We start from the raw sequence: 16,766 nt of genomic DNA, 5'->3' as shown, positions 1-16,766 counted from the left end.
TTCCATTTTTGCTTTCAAATTGAGAAGGAAGTAAAAATGGAAATTTTTGGTTATATCGCGGCTGTTTTAATTGGTGTTTCTTTAGGATTAATAGGGGGAGGAGGAAGTATTCTTACCGTTCCCGTTTTGGTTTATCTTTTCGGAATAGAGGCATTGGTGGCCACAGAATATTCGCTTTTTATTGTTGGAATCAGTAGTGTTGCAGGTTCATTGGCTTATTTTAAAAAGAAATTGGTGAATCTTAAAATAGCCGTCGTTTTTGGAATTCCCTCTGTGATTTCCATTTTTCTCACCCGAAACTATCTTTTACCTCTCATTCCGGAGAAAGTTTTTGCAATCAATAATTTGGTGATTACTAAAGATATTTTCCTGCTGCTGATTTTTGCAGGATTAATGATCCTTGCTTCCTACAAAATGATACGGAAAGATGGAAAACAAAAGGATCAAAGCGAAACAAATAAAAACAATACACTTCTAGCGGCAGGAGAAGGTTCAGTTGTTGGGATTTTAACCGGATTAGTCGGAGCAGGAGGTGGATTCATGATTATTCCTGCATTGGTTAATCTTCTCAAAACTCCAATGAAAGTAGCAATCGGAACTTCTCTAGTCATCATTTCTATAAACTCTCTGATCGGATTTTTTTCCTCTATCCACCATACTACTATTGATTGGAGATTTTTGACATCCATATCAGCAATTGCTGTTCTCGGAATTATGATAGGTTCTTACTTATCAAAAAAAATTGATGGGAAAAAGCTTAAATCAGCATTCGGATGGTTCATTTTGGTTATGGGATTTTATATCATCATTAAAGAAATATTTCTATAAAATTCTTATGTAACAAAAGTAGCGGTAGGAGAAATATTAAAACAGGAAATTTGTACTCAACAAAAACAAAATTTATTAAAAATGAAAATAGAACAGATTTATACAGGATGTTTAGCCCAGGGAGCATATTATATTATTTCTGAAGGAGAAGCGGTTATTATAGACCCATTAAGAGAAACAAAGCCTTACATTGATCGATTGGAAAAAGATAAAGTAACCCTTAAATATATTTTTGAAACCCATTTTCATGCAGACTTTGTAAGCGGTCATGTAGATTTAAGCAAAAAAACGGGAGCTCCTATTGTTTATGGACCAACCGCAAAACCAGAATTTGAAGCGATTATTACCGAAGACAATCATATTTTTGAAATCGGAAAGATTAAAATAAAAGTGCTGCACACTCCGGGACATACGCTGGAAAGTTCTTCTTATTTATTAATTGATGAGTATGGAAAAGAAAAAGCATTATTCAGTGGAGATACTTTGTTTCTGGGAGATGTTGGACGCCCCGATTTAGCGCAAAAAGCAGCGGATATGACACAGGAAGAATTGGCAGGTATGCTTTATGAAAGTTTATATCAGAAGATTCTGCCTTTAAATGATGATATTATTGTTTATCCGGCTCATGGAGCAGGTTCTGCTTGTGGTAAAAATATGCAGAAAGAAACGGTGGACTTATTGGGGAATCAGAAAAGAACCAATTATGCGTTAAACCAAAAAGATAAAGAAAGCTTTATAAAAGCGGTAACAGAAGGACTTTTGCCACCTCCCGCTTACTTTGGGATGAATGTAGTAATGAACAAAAAAGGATATGAAAGCTTTGATAAGGTTTTATCACATGGTTCACAGGCTTTATCTCCTGAAGAATTGGAAGAGAGAGTAGAGTTTTCAGGAGCTTTAGTGCTTGATGTGAGAAACAATCATGAATTTTCAAAAGGCTTTATTCCACAATCCGTTAATATAGGACTGGATGGAGATTTTGCACCGTGGATAGGAGCATTAATTGCAGATATAAAACAACCGATCGTATTGGTGACCAATGAGAATAAGGAAGAAGAAACAATTACCAGACTGAGCAGAGTTGGGTTTGATAACGTTTTAGGTTTCTTAAAAGGAGGTTTTGAAGCATGGAAGAAGAACGGAAAAGAAATAGATTCAATTCATCGTATTTCAGCTAAACAGTTTGAAGATGAAATAAAGAATATAACGGTAAAAATTATTGATGTAAGAAAAGAAAGCGAATACAATGCAGAGCACATCGATGAAGCTTATAATCAACCTTTAGCCTATGTCAATGAATGGATCACTCAGATTGATCCGGAAGAACATTTTTATCTTCACTGTGCAGGCGGATACAGAAGTATGATGGCAGCAAGCATTCTTCAGGCAAGAGGTTACCGAAATTTTACCGAAATTGAAGGAGGATTTAAAGCGATTGCCCAAACTGATATTCCTACAAGCGATTTTGTATGTCAGACGAAGGTTTTTCCTTATATTAGTTAAAATGTGCGTTACTTTTACAACATAGTATTCATAAAGAAATAGAACGAAATAATGATAAATTTTGAACAACAGGATTATAAAGATCATTGGGAAAATGTATATGAAACCAAGAATCCTGATGAGGTAAGCTGGACGCAAAAAATTCCGCAAACTTCTTTGGAGCTTATAGAAGAAGCTTCGAAAGATAAGTCTTCAAAAATTATAGATATTGGTGGTGGAGACAGTAATCTGACCGATTTTTTACTGGAAAAAGGATTTAAAGATATTTCCGTTTTAGATATCTCCGCAAAAGCATTAGAAAAAGCAAAAGAAAGATTAGGAATTCAAGCTGAACATGTAGATTGGATTGCGACAAATATTACAGAATTTGAGCCTAATAGAACCTATGATATTTGGCATGACAGAGCGGCTTTTCATTTTCTGACCACAGATGAAGAAGTTCAGAAATATGTAGAGATTGTAAGGAATACAGTTTCAGACACGCTGATTATTGGAACGTTTTCTGTAGATGGTCCGCAAAAATGTAGCGGTTTGCAGATTTCACAGTATGATAAAGAGAGCCTGAAAGCTGTATTTTCACCGGATTTTGAACTGGTAAAATCTTTTACGGAAGATCATATTACCCCGTTTAATACCGTTCAGAACTTTATTTTCTGTCAGTTCAAAAAGAAATAAATCATATCAATACTTACATAATTTATGCTGGATATTATAAAAGAACCTTGGCCTTGGTATATTGCTGGTCCGTTGATAGGTCTTACCGTCCCAATCTTACTGATTTTAGGAAACAAATCTTTCGGAATCAGTTCGTCACTGCGACATATTTGCGCAGCATGTATTCCGGGAAATATCAATTTTTTTAAATACGACTGGAAAAAAGAAAGCTGGAATTTATTCTTTGTCTTAGGCATTTTCTTTGGAGGAATGCTTTCTGCCTATTTTTTAATAAATCCGGGTGAGATCATTGTAAATCCAAAGCTTAAAACAGAATTGGCGGGATATGGAATCACAGATTACAGCAATCTTGTACCGACTCAATTAATGAATTTTAAAAGCCTCTTGACCTTAAAAGGTTTTATTACAATGGTTGTCGGCGGATTTCTAGTGGGATTTGGAACCCGCTATGCAGGAGGATGTACAAGTGGCCATGCTATTATGGGACTTTCCAATCTTCAATGGCCGTCTTTAGTGGCGACGATCTGTTTTATGATCGGTGGTTTTTTTGTGGCCAATGTTGTGTTACCAATGATCCTTTCACTCTAAAAAAATAAGCAATGAAAAATAATAATGCAGTTTGCAATAACGAAATAAACGCTCAACATAAATGGTATCATAACCTTAAATACCTCTTGGTAGGAATATTATTTGGGATTGTTTTTGTAAAAGCTGAAATCATCAGTTGGTTCAGAATTCAGGAAATGTTTCGTTTGCAGTCATTCCATATGTATGGAGTGATAGGAAGTGCGGTGCTCACAGGAATGATTTCTGTATGGCTGATTAAAAAGTTTAAGATAAAAACATTAAACGGAGAACCTGTTACCATAGCTCCTAAGGAGTTTAATAAAGGACAGATTTTCGGAGGGTTGATCTTCGGCTTCGGCTGGGCGATTACGGGAGCTTGTCCTGGACCTCTTTTTGCCCAGATCGGAACAGGAGCTTTCGCCGTAATCATCACTTTATTAAGTGCGATTTTCGGAACATGGGTTTATGGATATTTCAGAGATCAATTACCCCATTAATACATATTGTTAGATAAATATCATAAAAGGCTGCAGAAAATAATCTGTTGCCTTTTTTGCTTTTATGCTAACGCGAAAATTGCTAATTTGTGACCCAAATAAATCGAACATGCAGAGTAGAAGAAAATTCATAAAAAGATCAGCAGTAGCTTCCTTAGCATTGGCTATGAATCCACTGGATCTGATTGCTAAAGAACTTCCCGAAAATAATAAAACAGTCAATAAACCCATCGTTCTTTCCACATGGAATTTCGGATTAAAAGCGAACGAAGAAGCCTGGACCATTCTTGGAAAAGGAGGTCGTGCTTTAGATGCGGTTGAAAAAGGAGTCCGCTTAGTTGAGAATGATCCTACAGAAAGAAGTGTTGGTTACGGCGGTCGTCCTGACAGAGACGGAAGAGTGACGTTGGATGCTTGCATTATGGATGAAAATTACAATATCGGTTCTGTAGCTTGTCTGGAGAATATCAAAAACCCAATTTCCATAGCAAGAGCAGTCATGGAAAAAACGCCACACGTCATGTTAGTGGGTGACGGAGCTTTACAATTTGCCGTTTCTCAAGGATTCAAAAAAGAAAATATCCTGACGGCGGAATCTGAAAAAGAGTGGAAAGAATGGTTGAAAGACAGCAAATATCAACCCATCGTCAACATTGAAAATCACGATACCATCGGAATGATTGCTTTGGATGCCAACGGAAACCTTTCAGGAGCTTGTACAACAAGCGGAATGGCTTTCAAAATGCACGGAAGAGTAGGAGATTCTCCAATTATCGGAGCTGGTTTATTCGTGGATAATGAAGTCGGAGCTGCAACAGCAACAGGTCATGGAGAAGAAGTGATCAGAACGGTAGGAACTCATCTGGTGGTTGAACTGATGAGACAGGGCAGAAATCCGCAACAGGCCTGTAAAGAAGCGGTTGAAAGAATTGTAAAGATTACCCAAAGAAGAAATAAAAATCTGAAAGATATTCAGGTAGGATTTATTGCAATTAATAAAAAAGGAGAATACGGTTCTTATTGTATTCAGGACGGATTTAACTTTGCAGTATACGACCAAAAAGGAAACCGTCTGGAAAAACCTGAATTTGCTTTAAAATAGGGAGTTGAGTTAAGAATGGAAAAGATAATTATCGCATCTTTATTTTTAATGATTTCCTGTAAGGATAAGACTGAAGCAAAGAAAAACTTACCTTGTAATGGAGTTTACATACATCATTCCAAGGAATCTAATGAAGCAGAAAAATGGCTGAAAAATAGTATTGAAAGTTATTTTAAAACAGATTTGGGGAATTTGGATGACGCAATGCGTAGAATTACAACAAAAGATTACTATCAGTACAAAACTGACGCAATGAATGTCGATTTGGGTGTTGATGGAAGTCTTACAGAAAAACAGTTTCAGGAAAAATGGAAAGGGAAATTTGATTCCGAAAATGCTGGAATTGGTGTAGGTTTTTTGATCACAGGACAAGATTGGGGTGATATAAAAGTGTCAATGTGTGAACTTACTTTTCAGAATGGAAGAGAATTTATGTTTAACGTAATTCTTAAAGATGAAGAATTGAAAGAACATTATGCCATTCGTGTAAAAGTGATTAAAGAAAAAGAAAATTATTTTATAGCTGATGTAATTCAGGAAATTCCTAAAAATTAAATTAAAATGTCAAAAATAGAAATAGCATGTTTCAATCCTGAGTCTGCAATCATTGCTTTTGAAAATGGAGCAGACCGAATAGAATTATGCGACGGATTAAGCGAAGGTGGAACAACTCCGGATTTTGAAACCGCAAAATTGCTAAGAGAGAAGATCAATATTCCGATTTTTGTGATGATCCGTCCTCGTGGTGGAGATTTTACGTATTCTGATGAAGAGTTTGCACAAATGAAATCCGAATTGGTTCAATTAAAAACATTAAATGTTGATGGTTTTGTATTCGGAATTTTAGATGAAAATGATGAGGTAAACGTAACACAGAATAAAGAATTGGTTGAACTGGCAAGACCATATCAATGTACTTTTCACCGTGCTTTCGACCGTGCAAAAGGATTAGAAGATTCTTTAGAAAAGGTGATAAATTGTGGTTTTAAAACAATCCTTACTTCCGGTCAGAAACCGAATGTTTCAGAAGGTAAAGAAAACCTGAAAAAACTAGTGGAATTATCCAATGGAAGAATCGAAATTCTTGTAGGGGGGGGACTTCGTTCTACCAATATTGAAGAGGTAAGAGAGTTTACGAAAGCTGGATATTTTCATTCTTCTGCAATTACTGATGGGGGAGCTTTTGCTGATGCAGATGAGGTGGTTGCTTTGAAAAGTAAATAAACTTACCCGAAAAAATATTCATAACGTTTGTCATTCTGAATGTAGCGAAGCGAAATGAAGAATGTCTTTTCCATGCTTAGATTCTTCCTTCGTCAGAATGACAAATTATACGTTTAAATTGTAATCTAAATCAAACTATTGATGAATAAAACCCTACTTTTTTCTCTTCTCTTCATACAAAACATACTATTCGCTCAATTTTCAGAGCGAAACCTGTCATCAGAAAAATGGCAGTTCAAAAACGCCAAAGAAAATAAATGGCTCACGGCTTCCGTGCCGGGAACAGTTCATTTGGATTTGATGAATAATAAGATCATTCCAGATCCTTACAAAGATGAAAACGAGAAAAAAGTTCAGTGGGTAGAAAATGAAGATTGGGACTATCAGACTTCATTTATTATTTCATCAAAAGAATTGGCCAATCAAAACGTTGATTTGGTCTTTCATGGATTGGATACATTTTCCGAAATTTATTTGAACGGAAAATTATTACAGTCAACAGATAATATGTTCAGAAAATGGACGATTCCTGTAAAGCAACATTTGAAAATTGGGGGAAATGTTTTACAGATTACATTTAAATCTGCGGTAAACGCGGGAAAAGAACTGGCAAAAAAAGTTGCTTTTACGACTCCTGAATCTCCGAGAAGCTATGTAAGAAAGGCACAATATCAGTTTGGATGGGATTGGGGGCCAAGGTTGGTGACTGCCGGAATCTGGAAAGAGGTAGAATTAAATTTCTGGAATCAGGCGAAACTTGAAAATGTAAAAATCGAGCAGAAAGTTTTAACCAAGCAAAAAGCCGACTTAAATATTCATGCTGAAATTTTTACTAAAGAAGAAGGGAAATATAGTTTTTTAATCAATGGAAAATCTCAAAATATTACTTTAAAATCGGGAATAAATGTAATTTCAGTTCCTTATCAGATTCAAAATCCAAAATTATGGCAACCCAACGGTTGGGGCGATCCGAATTTATATCAAATAAAAATTTCATTACAAAAAGATTCTAAAATTCTTGCAGAAAAGTCTGAACGAATTGGGCTAAGAACGGTTGAGCTGATTCAGGAAAAGGATGAAAAAGGAAAATCTTTCTATTTTAAAGTGAACGGAAATCCAATGTATGCAAAAGGGACTAATTGGATTCCTTCTGACAGTTTTACGCCAAGAATTACCAAAGAAAAATATCAAAAACTGATTAAAGATTCTAAGGAAGCGAATATGAATATGATTCGTGTTTGGGGAGGTGGAATTTATGAAGACGATGAATTTTTCAAGGCTTGTGATGAAAACGGAATATTAGTTTGGCAGGATTTTATGTTTGCAGGGAGCTTTTATCCTTCTGACGAAAATTTTCAAAAGAATGTTGAGATGGAAGTCAAAGATCAGATCGAAAGACTTCAGAATCATCCTTCATTAGCATTATGGTGCGGAAATAATGAAGTTGACGAAGCGATCGTAAACTGGGGATATCAGAAACAATTCAAATATTCAAAAGAAGATTCGTTGCAGGTATGGAAAGATTATAAAAAGATTTTTCATGAAGTGATTCCAAACGCAATTAAAAAATATGCAACTAGTGACAAGCAAATTTATTGGGAAAGTTCACCGTCTATCGGTTGGGGACACAAGGAAAGTTTAACAGAAGGCGATTCTCATTATTGGGGAGTTTGGTGGGGAGAGCAACCGTTTGAAATTTATAACGAAAAAGTTCCGAGATTTGCTTCAGAATACGGATTTCAGGGAATGTCGACTTTGGAAACAACAAAATCTATGTTTTCGGGAGTTCCTGATTTAAGTTTACAAAACGGAACAATAAAAGCGCACGAAAAACATTCTAGAGGTTGGGAAATCATTGATAATTATATGAAACGGGATTACAAAATTCCGACAGATTTTGTAAAGTATAATTACATTTCTCAGTTGCTTCAGGCTCGTGGAATGCAGATTGCGATTGAAGCACATCGCCGTGCAAAGCCCTATAATATGGGAACTTTGTATTGGCAGCTGAATGATTGTTGGCCGGTGGTTTCGTGGTCTTCAATCGATTATTTAGGAAATTGGAAAGCGTTGCATTATCAGATCAAAAGAAGCTTTGAAAACCAAGTGATTTTAACGGAGGAAAAAGATGGAGTTTTGAATTTTTATGCTGTTAATGATACGTTGAAAAAGTTTGAAGACGTTACCATAGAATTTGATATTTCTAAATTTAATGGAGAAAGTTTGGCTGCCGCAGTGAGTGTTCCTGATGGAAAAGTTTTAGATACTCATATTTTAAAATTTGATCCTTTAGTAATTAATGATGTAATTGGTGATACCAATAAAAATGAAATTTATCTCAATGTGATTATTCGGGACAAAGAAGATAAAATCATTGCTGAAATGAACCATTTTTTTGTAAAACCAAAAGATTTAAAACTTCCAAAACCATCCATCAAAATCAGGAAAATTTCTTCTACAGAAATCGACGTTTCTACAGATGTTTTGGCAAAAGATGTTTATCTAATCGGAGACACTCATTTCAGTGATAATTTCTTCGACTTGCTTCCGAATTCTTCAAGAAGAATTAATCTTTCAAAACCTTTGGAAAAAGTGGAAGTGATGAGCCTTTGGGATACGATGAATTAATAATAGAGTTTGTCATTCCGTAGAAATCTAGGCTGTATAATTTTAGCTGAACGGTAGATTCCTACGGAATGATAAAAGTTATGTGAAAAATATCAGTTTTGATTATCAACTAGAAAATCAACCTTAAATTAGCACCATATTTTTCAACTATGGTGAATTTTGTCCTGATCGCAGTGTGTATTATCGCAGGAATGGTTTTCAAAGCTACAAAATCCATTCATCCCGATGCTCATAAAGGAATCAATACCTGGATTCTTTATCTTGCGCTTCCTGCTGTTTCGTTCAAATATCTGCCGAAAGTCCACTGGACAACAGAAATGCTTTTCCCGATTATAGCAACTTTTCTTACTTCGGTTTTCTGCTTTTTCTTTATGATGTTTTACAGTAAAAGCAAAGGATATTCAAGGCGTTCAAGAAGTACATTGGAACTGGTAAGTGGGTATAGCAATACTTCATTCATAGGATTTCCGCTTGTTTCCGCTTTTTACGGTGAAAGTCTTTTGAGTATTGCCATTATATGTGATCAGACCATGTTTTTTTCGCTTTCTACATTAGGAATTATTGCGGCCTTAAGAGGAGGAAGTCAGTCAGGGAAAATAAGCGCGACTTTCATTCTGAAAAGATTGATTACCTTTCCACCATTAGTAGGCTGTATTGCAGCGCTGATCTTATCTCAATTCATAGATTTTACGTTAGCAGAACCGTTTTTTGATAAACTGGCAGCAACAGTAAGTCCATTGGCATTATTTTCAGTCGGATTACAATTAAAATTCAATGGCTGGAAAAAATTGATTCCTCAAATGTCCGCTTCTATGTTCTATAAATTGATTCTGGCTCCTGCCATTACCTTAGGACTGGCATTTTTATTTGGTATAAAAGGAAACATCGCCAAAATCACCATCTTTGAATCTGCAATGCCGACCGTTCTTACCTCAAGTATTATTGCAGAACAGTTCAGATTGAACACAAAGCTGACGAATTTGACGATTGGTTTTAGTATTATAGTGGGATTATTTACTTCAGCATTTTGGTATCAAATTATTGAATTGCTTTTTTAATTCAATTCAAAATCATACAGGATAATAGAATCTATATTGTCTTTCCATTGTTCCATATGGGCTGTATTGCTTATTGAAGGAGTAATTGAAGTCGATTGGTAGGAAGAACTTCCTTTTAATCTAATTTTAGCTTTAAAGATCATATTTTTTCCGGTTTTCTGAATAACATTCAAAACAAAAATAGGTGATCCCATCAGTTGACCTTCACTAAATAAAAGCTCAACACTGTTATCCTTTACATCATCCTTTTTGTAGTTGCGGAGCATATCAAAAAAATCAATCTTTTCGGTAATATTTTCCTCTTTTACGATTTCGAATTTACTGATTGTATTATTTTTTATTTCAGGTTTCAGCAGAACTTTTTTGCCGATTGGGATGGTAATTTCTCCTTTGTTTAAAGTGATTTTTTCCTGTGCCTGAATGATAAGTATCAAAAAGAGTGATACAGCGGATAAAAGTCTTTTCATAAATAGTTTATTAATTTTAAAGTTCGTTTATAGTTAGAACGATAAAAATATAAATTATTGCAGTTCACAAAAGAAAAAATTAATTTTACACTTTAAATATTTCTCTTGAATTACGCCCAAATCGTTTTACCATTAAATTTAAAAGGATCTTTTACATACAAAGTTCCCCAGGAACTATTATCTGAAATTCAGGTAGGAATGCGTGTATTGGTTCCTTTTGGTGGGAAAAAGATTTATACAGGGATTGTTTTTGAACTTCATGACAATGCTCCTGAAAGTTTTGTAGCCAAAGAAGTCATCAGTATTTTGGATGACAAACCGATTGTTCCGCAAGAGCAGATACAATTCTGGAACTGGCTTTCAGAATATTATTTATCGGGATTAGGAGAAATTTATCGTTTTGCATTTCCGTCTTCCCTGAAACTGGAAAGTGAAACGTATTTAAAATTAAAGCCTAATGTTACCGTTGATTTTGAAAATCTGGATGTCAACGAAATGTATCTTATTCAGGCATTGGAAGTTCGTCAGTTGATTAATTTAACGGATATTGAAGCTTTCATTCCGAAAAAAGATATTATTAAGACGATTAATTCCTTAATTGACCTGCAATACATCGAAATTGATGAAAAAATTGCGGAAAAATACAAAGCGAAAGAAGTTGCTTATGTCAGAATTAACGATGAGGTTTTAAAAAATCAGAACCTTACGGAAATTATTTTAAGCTTAAAAAGGGCCCAAAAGCAAAAAGATCTTTTCCTTCATATTTTAGAAAAGCAGACGGAAAATCCGGATATGCATATTAAAAAATCTGATCTGTTTGAAGACGGCTATTTCGGAAGCTCACACTTCAAAGCTTTGGCAGACAAAAATCTGGTGGAGGAATATTATATGCAGAAAGACAGGATCGAAAGCTATGAAGGGGAAATTGAAGAAATTGAAGAACTTTCAGAATCTCAAAAATTAGCTAAGATTACTATTGATGAAGCTTTTGAAGAAGGAAAAAATGTCTTGCTCCACGGAGTGACATCTTCCGGGAAAACCCATATTTATTTGGAAAAAATTGAAGAATGCATCAATGAAGGAAAAAATGTTCTGTTTTTGCTTCCTGAGATTTCTTTAACCAAACAAATTACCCAAAGATTAGAAAAAAAATACGGTCGACAACTTGGTTTCTACCATCAAAAACTTACCGATTTTGAACGTGTGGAAGTCTGGAGGAGAATCAGACAAAATGATATTAAAATCCTTATCGGAACAAGAAATGCATTGTTTCTGCCTTTTCAGAATTTAGGATTGATTGTAGTAGATGAAGAGCATGATTCTGCTTACAGACCCAGAGAAGTTTCGCCTTATTTCAATGCAAAAGATGCTGCATTAGTGTTGGGGAATTTTTATAATGCTCGTGTGATTTTGGGATCTGCAACACCTTCTGTGGAAAGTTACTACAATGCAAGAAAAGATCGAATACAATATGTTTTTCTTGAAGAACGTTTTGGGAAAGTAACGCTTCCTGAATATGAATTAATTAACTTTAAAGAAGCTCAGGATTCAAAAAAAGTCTCCGGAAACTTTTCTTTGAGATTAATTGATGAATTGAAAAGAACTGTAGACGAAAAAAATCAGGCTATTGTACTTCATAACCGCCGTGGTTATGCGAATGTAATAGAATGTGAATCTTGTGGGTATGTCAATTATTGTTCGAATTGTGATGTGGTAATGACCTATCACAAGGCTGCAAACGAAATGAAATGCCATTATTGTGGTCAAAGAGCTTCAAAACCGAAAGCTTGTCCGAAATGCCATTCAGAAAAACTGAATGAAAGAGGAGTAGGCGTTGAACAGATTCATGAAGAAGTTTCTAAACTGTTTCCTGAAAATGAGGTTGACAGAATGGATGTCGATTCCATGAGAAAGAAATTTGCCTATGAGAAATTGTACGAGAAAATTGAAGACGGAGAAATCGATATTATTGTTGGAACTCAAATGATCTCCAAAGGCTTGGATTTTGACCATATCGAATTGGTAGCCATTCCCAAAGCAGATTCTATGTTGTATGTTCAGGATTTCAGAGCGGAAGAAAGAGCATATCAACTCATTACACAGGTTTCCGGAAGAGCAGGAAGAGTTTCTGGGAAAGGGAAAATATTAATTCAGACTTTTAATCCGGATCATTCTGTTTTCCAGCTGATTAAAATGAATAATCCTGCAAAGGTGTATAAATACATTTTAACTGAACGTCAAAAATTTCACTATCCACCTTTTACTAAGTTGATTATGATTGAGCTTAAACATAGAAAAGAAGAAAAGGTGAATCGTGCTTCTCAATTTTTAGGTTCGGTTTTAAGAAAATATCTTCCCGAAGACTGTGTATTAGGACCTGAAAAATCTCAAATAGCAAGACTTAATAATCTCTATCAATTTCAAATCTTACTCAAACTTCCAAGAGGAAAGAACTACGAAAAATTCAAAAAGTTGGTTTTGTTGAGTCTGAAAGAATTTGACGAAATCACTGCGTATCAAAGCATCAAAAAAGACGTTTTTGTTGATTTTTAACAAATTTTAACAAATTTTATAAGGTTTTATAATACCTTAAATATCTGAGTAATAGCAATAATTTCTACATTTGATCGTTGCTTATATGTTTGGTTGTGCTTTTTAGATTTAACTATGGTTATTCTGTGCCATCCAAATTGAGTAATAAAAAGAAAATTAGATGGTAAAATTCAGAAAATATATTTCAGGTATTACGGTATTAGCCTCTGGTTTATTCCTCGCTCAGTCTACCGTTTCTACGGTTCTTTTCACTCCCACTTACGATAGTCAGAAACCCAATTTGAGTCTGCCTTCTCCCGTGGCTGCGATTGAAAAAACAATTCTCTCGCCGAAAGAACTGTTGGATGTGAACCTTAATACAATGATGACGGATCCCGTGTTGAAAAACGCAAGTTGGGGTTTTGTGGTGTTCGATCCTAAGACCAAAAAGATCATTTCTTCGTATAACGAAAATATGCCTTTGGTTCCGGCTTCTACCACAAAATTGCTTACGACGGAGACCGCTTTGAATTTGTTGGGGGAAAACTATCGTTGGATGACGCAGCTTGAATATTCAGGTCAGATAGATGAAAACGGGGTTTTAAACGGTAATCTGTACATTGTAGGAAGTGGAGATCCTTCTTTAGGAACCAATAAAGCAGGCGCATTATCTTACAGAGAAATCATTACAGATTTTATGAGTGGGCTTACACGTGAGGGTATTAAAAAAGTAAATGGTGATATTATTATTCAGACAGCGCTTTTCAAAGGTAACATTTCAAGACTTCCGGAAAATGTTGTGTGGTTAGAAAACAATAATTACTATTTACCGGTAGGTACAACCCGTGAAATTAATCCAGCAAATGAAAAATTAATCGTCAAAAAGAATACCTTATCAGCAGATAAAAAATTCTTTTATGTTTCTCCGTATGCCAATCAAATGGTATATGCAGAAAAATATGACGGAAATGGTACTTTAACTACAAAATTACCTGATGCACCTGCTTATCTTGCAAATTCATTCAGAACTACTTTGGTGAAAAGCGGAATTGCAGTAACAGGGAAAGTAACTCCGAAAATGACGGATGCAGAACCGGAAAGCAGAAAATTGGTTTCTGCTTATAAGTCTCCTACATTAACGGATATTGTGTATTACACCAATCAGCATAGTGATAACTCTCTTGCAGAAGCATTACTGAGAACGGTAGGGTTTTTCAGAAAAGGAGATCAGACCAGCGAAAGTGGCAAAGTTGTAGTGAAAGATCATTTGAAAGATGTTGCTTTTGATGCAGAAGGTTTAAATTATATGGATGGAAGCGGATTATCGAGAAGCAATACGGTAACTCCAATTGCCCAGGTAAAATATCTTACCTCTTTAATGAACCAAAAGTATTATCAGACATATTTGACTTCATTGCCAATTGGCGGACAATCAGGAACGCTAAAGAGAATGTTCAATGAAGCCGGAAACGGGCAGGTCTTTGCAAAAACAGGAACGCTGAATAAAGTAAAAACCCTTGCGGGATACATAAAAACGAATTCAGGAAGAACATTGGTGTTCTCACTGTTGGTAAATAATTATGCAGGTTCTGTAGATATGGTAAAAAAGAGAATGGAAAAAATTCTTGAACCAACTTTAGAACTTTAACATATAAAGTAATAATTCTAAAAACCTTTTAATATTTGATTAGAAGGTTTTTTTTATCTTTGATTTTTAATAATTTATAAATGAAGCACTTCTATTTTCTGATATTAAGTATTCTTACTTTTCAACAGATTTCTGCACAGGATGAAAATATTGAAATGAAATCATTCAGAGCGAAGGAAATGAAATCTTTTGCGAATAAAATGACCGCTTACAATATCAATCCTAATACCTTAAACTATGATCTTCAGTATCAAAGGATGGATGTGAATCTGGATCCTACTGTATATCAGATTTCGGGAACCGTAACGTCTCATTTCAAGCCGAATCAGAGTATGAGTAATATTTACTTTGATCTTTCAAATACGTTGACGGTTTCTCAGGTAAAATATCACGGTCAGAATCTTACTTTTCAGCAGTTAACTACAAAAGAAGTAAAAGTGGATTTTCCGGTTGCACTTGCTGCAAATGTATTGGATTCACTTACCATTCATTATTCAGGAACGCCACCAACGGCGAATAACTCTTTTTCAACAGGATCTCAAGGTGGAACGGCCATTCTCTCTACTTTAAGTGAACCTTACGGAGCACAGGACTGGTTTCCAACCAAACAAAGCTTGAATGATAAAATTGATCGATTTGATTTTAAAATAACGGCACCTTCTCAGTATAATGTAGCTGCAAACGGAACATTGATGTCTGAAACGACTCTTGGAAACGGGCAAAAACTGACGTTCTGGAGAACGATGTATCCGACAGCGGCCTATCTGATTGCGCTTTCGATTACAAATTATGTAAAACTTACCGATACCATGGGAACGCCGCCTTTTCCATTTATCAATTATGTGTATCCTTCTACTGCAAGTAATACGACAAGCATGGCCAACATCAACTGGACAAAACAGGTGATGAATACTTTTGAAACCTATTTCGGGCCTTATCCTTTCAGGAATGAAAAGTACGGGCACATGGAATTTGAATATGGTGGTGGAATGGAACACCAGACCATGTCATCTATGGGAGGTTGGGATAAAGGACTGATTGCCCACGAATTGGCTCATCAATGGTTTGGTGATAAAGTGACTTGCGGAGCATGGAACGATATATGGCTGAATGAAGGTTTTGCAACATTTGGAGCACATTTGGCAAATGAAAAGCTGCTAATGACCAATACAGAGTTTATGAACTTTTTATTATCAGAAAAAGACTATATTACAAGTGCTGCTGGTGGAAGTGTTTACGTTGCTGATGCAAGTTTAAATAACATCAATGCTATTTTCAGTGGAAGATTATCCTATTCAAAAGGAGGATATGTGGTGAGAATGATAAAATGGATTTTAGGGGAAACAGCTTTTTATCAGGCTCTAAAAGATTATCATGCAAGACCTGCTTTAGCATATAACTACGTAAGAACGGTAGATCTCAAAAATTCTATTCAGTTATCTACAGGAAAAGATCTTACTGAGTTTTTTAACGATTGGATTTATGGACAGGGTTATCCTACTTATGATATTCGTTGGAAACAGACAGGGAATCAGATCACCTTTAAGGCTTCACAAACACAAAGTCATTCTTCTGTAAGCTTTTACGAAATGCCTTTACCGATTAAAGTGACGGGAACAGGAGGTCAGGTTGCTTATTTTGCGCTTGATAACACAACAAACAATCAGTATTTCACGGAATCTGTAGCATTTACGGTGGCGAGTGTAGAGTTCAATTATGAATATCAGATTATTGAAAAAAATTCGACAGTAACTCAGGATAATGCATTGAGTACTTCAGAGATTAATAAAGATGAATTTGCATTATATCCAAACCCGGCAAAGAACGAAATCAATATTAAAGGACTTGACAGAGCCACAGATTTTGCCATTTACTTTATTGACGGAAAATTAGTGAGAAAGGCGGTTTATGAACCCGGAAAAGCGATTAATATTTCAGAACTGATTCCCGGAACCTATATCTTCAAGGTGAAAGATAAGAACATAAAATTCTTAAAGAAATAAAATAAAACCCTTCAGAACTTCTGAAGGGTTTTTG

At 35.3% G+C, this 16,766-nt stretch carries 14 protein-coding genes; 13 read left to right on the top strand and 1 reads right to left on the bottom strand.

Translation table 11 applies throughout. From position 1 onward, the window contains the following. Nucleotides 1-36: 36 nt before the first annotated feature. From RM51_RS05990 to RM51_RS05945, 10 genes are all read left to right on the top strand, one after another. On the top strand, nt 37-828 hold the full coding sequence (locus RM51_RS05990; protein WP_039366123.1) for a sulfite exporter TauE/SafE family protein: 792 nt from the start codon (nt 37-39) through the stop codon (nt 826-828). An 81-nt stretch (nt 829-909) separates the two neighbouring features. After that, nucleotides 910-2,331: an MBL fold metallo-hydrolase gene (locus RM51_RS05985; protein WP_039366121.1), complete on the top strand. Its 1,422-nt coding sequence runs from the start codon at nt 910-912 to the stop codon at nt 2,329-2,331. Between the two features lie 51 nt (nt 2,332-2,382). Beyond that, a complete protein-coding gene (locus RM51_RS05980) occupies nt 2,383-3,006 on the top strand; it encodes a class I SAM-dependent methyltransferase (protein ID WP_039366119.1) in 624 nt (207 codons plus the stop codon). Nucleotides 3,007-3,030: 24 nt separating this feature from the next. Beyond that, nucleotides 3,031-3,594: a YeeE/YedE family protein gene (locus RM51_RS05975; RefSeq protein ID WP_039366118.1), complete on the top strand. Its 564-nt coding sequence runs from the start codon at nt 3,031-3,033 to the stop codon at nt 3,592-3,594. Nucleotides 3,595-3,605: 11 nt separating this feature from the next. Then, complete coding sequence (locus tag RM51_RS05970) at nt 3,606-4,070, top strand: DUF6691 family protein (RefSeq protein ID WP_039366117.1); 465 nt, start codon at nt 3,606-3,608, stop codon at nt 4,068-4,070. A 109-nt stretch (nt 4,071-4,179) separates the two neighbouring features. Beyond that, nucleotides 4,180-5,172, top strand: a complete 993-nt coding sequence (locus tag RM51_RS05965) for an isoaspartyl peptidase/L-asparaginase family protein (protein WP_039366116.1) — start codon at nt 4,180-4,182, stop codon at nt 5,170-5,172. 15 nt (nt 5,173-5,187) lie between these two features. Continuing rightward, nucleotides 5,188-5,727: a hypothetical protein gene (locus RM51_RS05960; protein ID WP_039366114.1), complete on the top strand. Its 540-nt coding sequence runs from the start codon at nt 5,188-5,190 to the stop codon at nt 5,725-5,727. A gap of 6 nt (nt 5,728-5,733) precedes the next feature. After that, entirely contained in the window at nt 5,734-6,396 is a 663-nt protein-coding gene (locus RM51_RS05955; protein ID WP_039366112.1) for a copper homeostasis protein CutC, read from the top strand. Nucleotides 6,397-6,537: 141 nt separating this feature from the next. Further along, nucleotides 6,538-9,024, top strand: coding sequence for a beta-mannosidase (locus RM51_RS05950; RefSeq protein ID WP_039366110.1), 2,487 nt, complete (start codon nt 6,538-6,540; stop codon nt 9,022-9,024). Nucleotides 9,025-9,173: 149 nt separating this feature from the next. Next, nucleotides 9,174-10,082, top strand: a complete 909-nt coding sequence (locus tag RM51_RS05945) for an AEC family transporter (protein ID WP_039366108.1) — start codon at nt 9,174-9,176, stop codon at nt 10,080-10,082. On the opposite strand, the gene RM51_RS05940 is transcribed toward RM51_RS05945, so the two are convergent. Continuing rightward, a complete protein-coding gene (locus RM51_RS05940) occupies nt 10,079-10,549 on the bottom strand; it encodes a hypothetical protein (RefSeq protein WP_039366107.1) in 471 nt (156 codons plus the stop codon). The genes RM51_RS05945 and RM51_RS05940 overlap by 4 nt on opposite strands. Before the next feature lie 105 nt (nt 10,550-10,654). Here RM51_RS05940 and priA point away from each other — a divergent pair, with 105 nt between their 5' ends. The 3 genes from priA to RM51_RS05925 all read left to right on the top strand — a co-directional run bounded on the left by priA (nt 10,655) and on the right by RM51_RS05925 (nt 16,732). Further along, nucleotides 10,655-13,102 (top strand): replication restart helicase PriA, encoded by a 2,448-nt coding sequence (priA, locus tag RM51_RS05935; protein WP_039366104.1) that lies wholly within the window; start codon nt 10,655-10,657, stop codon nt 13,100-13,102. Between the two features lie 160 nt (nt 13,103-13,262). Further along, nucleotides 13,263-14,729: a D-alanyl-D-alanine carboxypeptidase/D-alanyl-D-alanine endopeptidase gene (gene dacB, locus RM51_RS05930; protein WP_039366102.1), complete on the top strand. Its 1,467-nt coding sequence runs from the start codon at nt 13,263-13,265 to the stop codon at nt 14,727-14,729. An 80-nt stretch (nt 14,730-14,809) separates the two neighbouring features. After that, entirely contained in the window at nt 14,810-16,732 is a 1,923-nt protein-coding gene (locus RM51_RS05925) for a M1 family metallopeptidase (RefSeq protein ID WP_052248412.1), read from the top strand. Nucleotides 16,733-16,766: the final 34 nt, after the last annotated feature.

This window comes from Chryseobacterium taiwanense (genome assembly GCF_000813825.1).
Classification (GTDB): Bacteria; Bacteroidota; Bacteroidia; order Flavobacteriales; family Weeksellaceae; genus Chryseobacterium; species Chryseobacterium taiwanense.
Note: the sequence above shows the minus strand (reverse complement) of the source record. Positions and strands in the feature narration are given on the sequence as shown.

Excerpts from the sequence above, each read along its gene's own strand:
- RM51_RS05990 (WP_039366123.1), top strand. The coding sequence starts at position 37 with ATGGAAATTTTTGGTTATATCGCGGCTGTTTTAATTGGTGTTTCTTTA.
- RM51_RS05985 (WP_039366121.1), top strand. The coding sequence starts at position 910 with ATGAAAATAGAACAGATTTATACAGGATGTTTAGCCCAGGGAGCATAT.
- RM51_RS05980 (WP_039366119.1), top strand. The coding sequence starts at position 2,383 with ATGATAAATTTTGAACAACAGGATTATAAAGATCATTGGGAAAATGTA.
- RM51_RS05975 (WP_039366118.1), top strand. The coding sequence starts at position 3,031 with ATGCTGGATATTATAAAAGAACCTTGGCCTTGGTATATTGCTGGTCCG.
- RM51_RS05970 (WP_039366117.1), top strand. The coding sequence starts at position 3,606 with ATGAAAAATAATAATGCAGTTTGCAATAACGAAATAAACGCTCAACAT.
- RM51_RS05965 (WP_039366116.1), top strand. The coding sequence starts at position 4,180 with ATGCAGAGTAGAAGAAAATTCATAAAAAGATCAGCAGTAGCTTCCTTA.
- RM51_RS05960 (WP_039366114.1), top strand. The coding sequence starts at position 5,188 with ATGGAAAAGATAATTATCGCATCTTTATTTTTAATGATTTCCTGTAAG.
- RM51_RS05955 (WP_039366112.1), top strand. The coding sequence starts at position 5,734 with ATGTCAAAAATAGAAATAGCATGTTTCAATCCTGAGTCTGCAATCATT.
- RM51_RS05950 (WP_039366110.1), top strand. The coding sequence starts at position 6,538 with ATGAATAAAACCCTACTTTTTTCTCTTCTCTTCATACAAAACATACTA.
- RM51_RS05945 (WP_039366108.1), top strand. The coding sequence starts at position 9,174 with ATGGTGAATTTTGTCCTGATCGCAGTGTGTATTATCGCAGGAATGGTT.
- RM51_RS05940 (WP_039366107.1), bottom strand. The coding sequence starts at position 10,549 with ATGAAAAGACTTTTATCCGCTGTATCACTCTTTTTGATACTTATCATT.
- dacB (WP_039366102.1), top strand. The coding sequence starts at position 13,263 with ATGGTAAAATTCAGAAAATATATTTCAGGTATTACGGTATTAGCCTCT.
- RM51_RS05925 (WP_052248412.1), top strand. The coding sequence starts at position 14,810 with ATGAAGCACTTCTATTTTCTGATATTAAGTATTCTTACTTTTCAACAG.